Annotated in this window: 4 protein-coding genes; all 4 read right to left on the bottom strand. The window is 38.8% G+C overall.

What is annotated here, in order from left to right; translation table 11 throughout:
- Window positions 1-98 precede the first annotated feature (98 nt).
- Window positions 99-797 (bottom strand): hypothetical protein, encoded by a 699-nt coding sequence (locus J5X94_RS12560; RefSeq protein WP_210541455.1) that lies wholly within the window; start codon window positions 795-797, stop codon window positions 99-101.
- A gap of 23 nt (window positions 798-820) precedes the next feature.
- On the bottom strand, window positions 821-1390 hold the full coding sequence (locus J5X94_RS12565; protein ID WP_323128911.1) for a hypothetical protein: 570 nt from the start codon (window positions 1388-1390) through the stop codon (window positions 821-823).
- A 182-nt stretch (window positions 1391-1572) separates the two neighbouring features.
- Window positions 1573-2241: a hypothetical protein gene (locus J5X94_RS12570; protein WP_210541456.1), complete on the bottom strand. Its 669-nt coding sequence runs from the start codon at window positions 2239-2241 to the stop codon at window positions 1573-1575.
- On the bottom strand, window positions 2238-6764 hold a 4527-nt coding region (locus J5X94_RS12575), incomplete at its 5' end, for a phospholipase effector Tle1 domain-containing protein (protein WP_210541457.1). The genes J5X94_RS12570 and J5X94_RS12575, both read right to left, overlap by 4 nt.

Below are 6764 nucleotides of genomic sequence, written 5' to 3' on the forward strand. Positions count from 1 at the left end.
CCACCGTAGTAACCACTGGTCTTAGCGAACTAAAGTATTTTTCAAAATTTTCACTATTGTACTAGAGCTAGTGTACAACGCAGTATTGACTATAATTGCTAAGGGTGTGACGCATTCAAATATTTTAAATTATCGCTGATAGTGATACTGAGGTCATCATGAAAAGTAAGGACAATCGTGACCTCAGAGGTTGACATTGGATGGGTCGAATGCTCTTTATCATATTTCTGCATAATTTTTTGAGGATAGATGGTATAAGTATGCCAATCAATAGCATCTTTGGAGGTGCGTTTGGCTTCACGCATTGCTTTGTACTTAGGTATGCTAAATAACTGCTCATAAAAGTGGTCTTTCGCTTTTTCAAAAGCCGCTCTAGACTCATAATTATCTACTAAAAGAGGTTCATTAGTATACTCTTCGTCTGGAATAGGGGGAAACTGACGACGTTCTTCATCAACTGACAACCATTTACCATATCGAAACTCTATCTTTTCAGGTAAAGACACCTCTCTACTAAGCGCGCATTGTGAACCTACAAATTTATAGTCAGAACTCTTCTCATTAGTACAAACTACATCGCTTAGAGGTTGAATGATAATTTGTGGTTCTGCATCTAGATAACTTGGATCTTCTGCCTCTAATGCTTCATAGTAGTGTTCATCATGAAGAAAAATAGTCATCATTGGATCAGAATTATTCGTCTGTATACTGCTTACCGTTTTATTTACACTCGCATTACCGCAAGATGCGATCAGTACACTTGAACTTATAATCAATATTTTGGCAAAATTTGACATATTAGCGTCCTTGACTATCTGTACTATTTAACAGTACTTAATTCAGATAAGCTACCGTAACCTTTATTATTTTTCAACCAGTTAACATAGCCTGAAATATTAATCTGTCCCCGAAAGTTCTTGCTGTATACGATAGTTCTATTACCAATATTATTATTATCTTCTGTCCTATCAGCGTCTAAACCTTTAAGAGCGTAGATATCTTTCTGTGCGTCGCAAAGAAAATTTAGCTGACCACAAGCAGGGTTATTATTGTTAGCAAACTCTACACTTAAATCTCTAATCTGTTGGAAAATATCAGCCCTAGTACCATTGACTATGGGTTGAAATTGCAAAGAATTTTGCCAGTTAAATTTCAAATGATTAAAGTTTGTAGATTGCAAAGGTGCTTGACCTTTTCTGACATCAGCACCAACCCAACGCAATTCTCTACCAGGAGTAAAATTAACTGCAGATAGCTCAACCGATAAACTATCGTGGACTATAGGATTGGTTACTTTGTTCCATCCCTTATTCTTTATTAGCGTAGAGTTGAAGTCTATACCTGCTTTTTTAGCTTCTTGAATGACCCACATCAACGATACATCAGACAAGTCACCTTCCTGATAGCCACCACCTATATCAGAATGTGCACCTAAAAACCCACGCTCTACTCGGTTTGCTGAGTTCGCAAATTTAATAATTTGAATTCATATTTTACATATTAATCGTATTGAGAATCCAATATGATTTTTACTGACTTATATGAAATTTAATACGTCGAACAAATATTTATTTAATGCCAGCTAACAGTGCCAGAAGCAAAGCTATAACTCTCATCTAATGTAATTGTCATGTCTGGATGGATCACTATAGTCACCCAAAGCTTTGTACTCCAATCTAAAGGGTTTAGATACGATGAAGTATCACCACCTTCTGGTATTTTGTACTTGTATTTTTTCATTAGCTGCTCAGGATATATAGTATAAGTATGCCACTCTATATTAGCTTTAGACGCTTCTTCATCGGTTGCAATTTTTTGATATTCAGGAAGGTTAGATAGTCTTTCGTAGTGAGCATCCACTTTTACTCTGTAAGCAGCCTCTGTTTCTTCAGATTGCTTTGGTCTAAAGCCAGGCATCGCGGGGTATAACCTTTCACTCTCCTCAGCAGATATCCATTGACCATACTCAATAGTAACTGACTCAGGAACAGGTCTTTCTTTTACTTGACAGTGCTCACCATAATAAAACATACTTAGAGAAGTATTTGAACATTTGAAATTATTATCTCCTCTGATTAAAACCTGAGGTTTATCCTCATCAAATCCTTGACCACCACTAGGATCAATTTCCAAATAAAACTTTCTATCTAAAGCGAAAGCACTGCTTGCTACGATTAATAACAGCAAACTAATGACTATGACGCGAAAACTTTCAGTAGGCTTTGATAGGTTTAATTTCATTTTTTAATTGTCGCTCCATTAACTTTTAGATTACTAAGACCATAACCTTTATTTTGTAGCCATTGAATATAATTTTTTATCTCTATTGTCTCTTTACTATTTGAACCATCATAGACTATAGTTATATTTTTCTCACCGTCTATAGTTTTAAGAGCCATAATATCATTTGTCTGATCACAGGCGTTCAAAACGTAACCGCATCCTATACTTTCATCTTCAAGATACTCTTGTGCCAAACCTTGTATTTGCTGAAACTTATTCCTTCTAAAATTTTTATTACCTTTTTTATAAGTAGGCTGAAATTTTAATGTCTCATTCCAATCTAATTTCAAATGATTAAAGTTAGCAAACTGCTGTGCACCTGCTGCATCTGTACCTGCCCAACGAAACTCACGCCCAGGTGAGAAATTAATCAGTCCTACACCGCCAATAGACCCTCCTCTTTTAACACCGATACTGTCATGTACGATAGGTCTAGTAACGTTGTCCCATCCTTTGTCTTTAATTAATTTTTCATTAAAATCAATACCCGCTTTACCAGCTTCTTGAATCACCCACATCAATGCTACATCAGATAAATCGCCTTCTCTATAAGCTCCACCAATATCTGAGTGTGCACCTAAGAAACCGAGTTCTGTTCGTTTATTTGTATTAACTGCTTCACTTGCCTTATCAAATATCGAATAACCGTGAAACTGAGCACGGTGCTCGTTGACAGCCACAGCATGAACCACTTTTTTAAACTTATCTGGTATCGATAGAGACATATTAAGAGCTTTCATCTCTGCAACATCATTACTGGTATCTTCACCATATGCTGGAACGGTATCCCATAACCCCATGAAATTAAAATTAACTTTAAGACCACAACTACTTGTCAGCCAAGCTTGGTTATACTTCCATGGCGTATCAATCCAATCTTTTCCTATTCTTCCATTTTGTCGGTAAGCAGTATATGTTTTGTCTTTACCAGATATTAACCTTTCTACTTTACTTGCGAACATTCTGGCAGAGGTAGCACCACGACTAAAACCAACAACATCTAAATCCACAGTTATTGGCTTCTTATTACCTTTATACTGTTTATCGACTTTTTCTAAATAATGTTCTAAATAGCCAATCATAGTATTTACTCTTCTAACTATGGAGAGTCCAAACCCGCCATCGGTTGAATCGCCTTTTTCTCTAGTATACGGATCTGTCGTAGCAGCACCAGAAATATAAAACGCATTGTTTTTAGCAAATGCACCAAACGCTTTATTTTGTTTAGTTATTTTTGTAATAGCGCCATCAAACATTTTTGGTTCATTCGGATCAGCTCTATAAGCGTCTCTAAACTTTACTACATTAGACTTAGATTGCTCATTACCATTGTCATTATTCCCTGTCCCATCAAAGGCAAACAGCAATAACCCTGGCGGATCGATAAAGTGGGTCGGTGTTGCATTGACGTAAGTATATAAGTTCTCACCACCGCCAAGCCCTAATGGATCAGCAGACAGATAACGTCCTGTATCTTGGTCATAATAGCGCCAATGGTTATAGTACAGTCCTGTCTCAACATCTTCATACTGACCTGGGAAGCGCACGTTTAGCTCGTAGCTATTGTCTTTGCTGCTATCTGATTTACCAGTATTAACACTGTCGTCTACCTGACCCCCAAAGGCGGTAGGCTTAAACTGCCATTTGAGCGCATTAGTCTCACCATCACGTACTTGACGGGGACGTCCTAGATAATCGGTGATGACATAATTAATGGTTGGATAGGCTTCATCATTGCCCCATAGCGACCCTAACCAGTTTTTACCTCTAGTCCATAGTGAGATATCAGACTGATCGCTGCTTAGCACTTCTCCATGCTGATCTGTAGGATAGTCAAGGGTAGCCGTTAGAGTATTACCAATATAGACATAGTGACGAACAATATTGCCTTGTCCATCAAGCTCATGCTGGAGCTGACTGTCTTCATAAACATAATAGCTGTTCTCTGGAATGCTAAGCGGCTTGTTGTCTTTTAGATGGACGCTCTTTTTAATGCGTTGCCCTTCGTCATTATAGGAATATTCTGCAACGAGCTGTCCTTTATTATCTTTGACTTGGCTAAGCTGTCCTGCGGTGTAGCTCAGGTGATAGCCGCCGTACTCAGTAGGCAGTCCAGCAGCATCATAGGCAATGCTTTGAGCACTGTTATTCTGGTTGTTTGTGGCTTGAGCGATAGGAATTACCGTTATTAGACGACCTCTATCATCGTATTGATACTTTTTCAGGGTCTGTGAGTCATCTATACCTAATATACGGTTGCCAAGCTCGTCATAGATATAACGGGCTTCAATAGTGTCATTATCTACTTGATCAGCGGCTTGCTTACTAGCGGCACCTACTTGAGTAAAGTCAGCGTTTAGCTTTAGTGGCTGGTATGAGCTGCTGATAAGATGGTATTGACTGTCATAGAGATAATTGTGCTCCTTAGGTTTGGATTGGTAATCAAGTTCAGAGACTTGACCTACGATACCGTCAGAGGTACGCTGCCACTGTTGGCTAAATAGTGGCGTGATGTCATCTGCACGAACTGAGCGGATGAATGGATTGTCGCCAGACTTTGGTATACTGCGATAGCTAAGACCTGAGAATTGACCATTGTCGTCGTAGAAGTGACCCATGACAATGTGCTGACCTAACTGATAGCTGATTTTATTGATACCAGAAGCTTGGTACGCACTTTCGCTGTATATTGCGGTTGCTCTGATATCGTCAGGCGCTTTATAGCTAATTTGATTATCATGACTGAGTATTTCAACTCCGTCAGGTAAAGTAGTCCCTACCATGCTGCCATCTTTATCATAACGATAATTAGTGATTAACGGGTTTGCAAGATCAGCCAAGCTCAGACGCTTTTGAATCACACGGCCTTCATCGTCATACTGATAATCAATTTGCTGGTTATTGCCTTTAGCGCTAAGTAGTTGATCCTTATCGTCGAACTCCCAAGCGACTTGCTGTACGATTTTATCTTCTTGCTTAACCATTTTATTAATTTGACGACCTTTTTCATCGTATTGATAGTTGATGATAACGTCATTTGCTAATTTAATAGTGATTAGCTGATCACGAGCATCATAACGGTAGTTATTACGTCCTGCGGTCTTACTATCTACATAGGCTATACGTCCAAAATCATCATAACCATAGTCAGTAGTTACATTGTTGTTTTGTTCGACGCGAGTCACGCCTGGCTTTATCGATTTAACACTAGTTCCTTTTAAACCTAAGGCATCCCATGCATTCGGTAAAATATACTCATTAGATTCTGAATCCTCTTCTTGCATCAAAATATGTTCGCCACTTGCACCTACTATGTCAGCTGCTTTATTGTCATTACTATAGTTAACTGAGACTAGTTGAGTATCATCTCTTCCTACACCTATAATTCGATTTTTAGCATCATAAATATAACTGAGCTTGTCGACTTTATTATCACTAACACTATAATCTACAATAGGTCTGCCTTCAGTATCCAAATGGCTAAACATAGCTCCTTTTGGATTTAACTCACCTAGGTTGCGTCCAGCAGCATCATAAGCGTAACTAGCGATAAAGTTATCTTCTAAATCGCTAACGTTAGTAATATCACCTTTACTATTACGCTGATACTTGACACCATTTAATAACTCTCCATTAAGATAGCGAGAAACAGACATAGGGAGTTTGTTATTGCCATACTTGATTTTAATAGTCGTTGTCTCTTGATTATTTTTACGCTCTACTGCAGTGGTTTGACCATCTGAATTATGTTCGAAAGTAGTCATTTCTCCAAGATTGGGACTTGCGGAGGTTTTGACGCTACCATCAGCGAACCAAGTATAAGCTTCTATAACGATGGGTTTACTCTCAGGATTATTGTCATCACGAAGAGCAACTTTAGTTAGATTGCCTTTTTTATCATAACTCATAAGATGAGTGCGAGAAATAGATATACCGTCAGGAGTATGACCGAACTCTGTTTTCTCAACTGGTCGTCCTTGATTATCATAAATATAACTTATACCAGTCTGTTTATCTGCTGCAACGCTATTTTGCCATTCTGTAGCAACAAGAGCGAACCCACTATCTTCAGGATTATCAGATACATACTTATAATGAACAACAGAATGCGTAGGGGTAGCATCACTACTCATAACCATACGCTTAGTTACCCGCCCCAACTCATCAAACACCGTACTGGTTGACGAAACCGTTTGCCCCTGCCCATCCAGCTGACTAGTTTTAGTCACTCGTCCTGCACTGTCATACTCGTAACTGACATTGCTCGGACCACAAGTAACGCACCCTGCCCCTACCACCGATAGCAGCTGTTCCTCACCGTTGTTGTACTGATAGCGGTAGTCGGTCGTCTCACCCACACTATTAGTCAATCGGTTGGTAAAGATATGATTCTCTTGAGTAGGAATCACCGTATCTTTATCAAAGACCACACTGACCTTTTCTATACCGTCTTTGTGGGTTGAGCTTATAGCACGATCATA

The organism is Psychrobacter sp. K31L (assembly GCF_017942195.1).
Classification (GTDB): Bacteria; Pseudomonadota; Gammaproteobacteria; order Pseudomonadales; family Moraxellaceae; genus Psychrobacter; species Psychrobacter glaciei.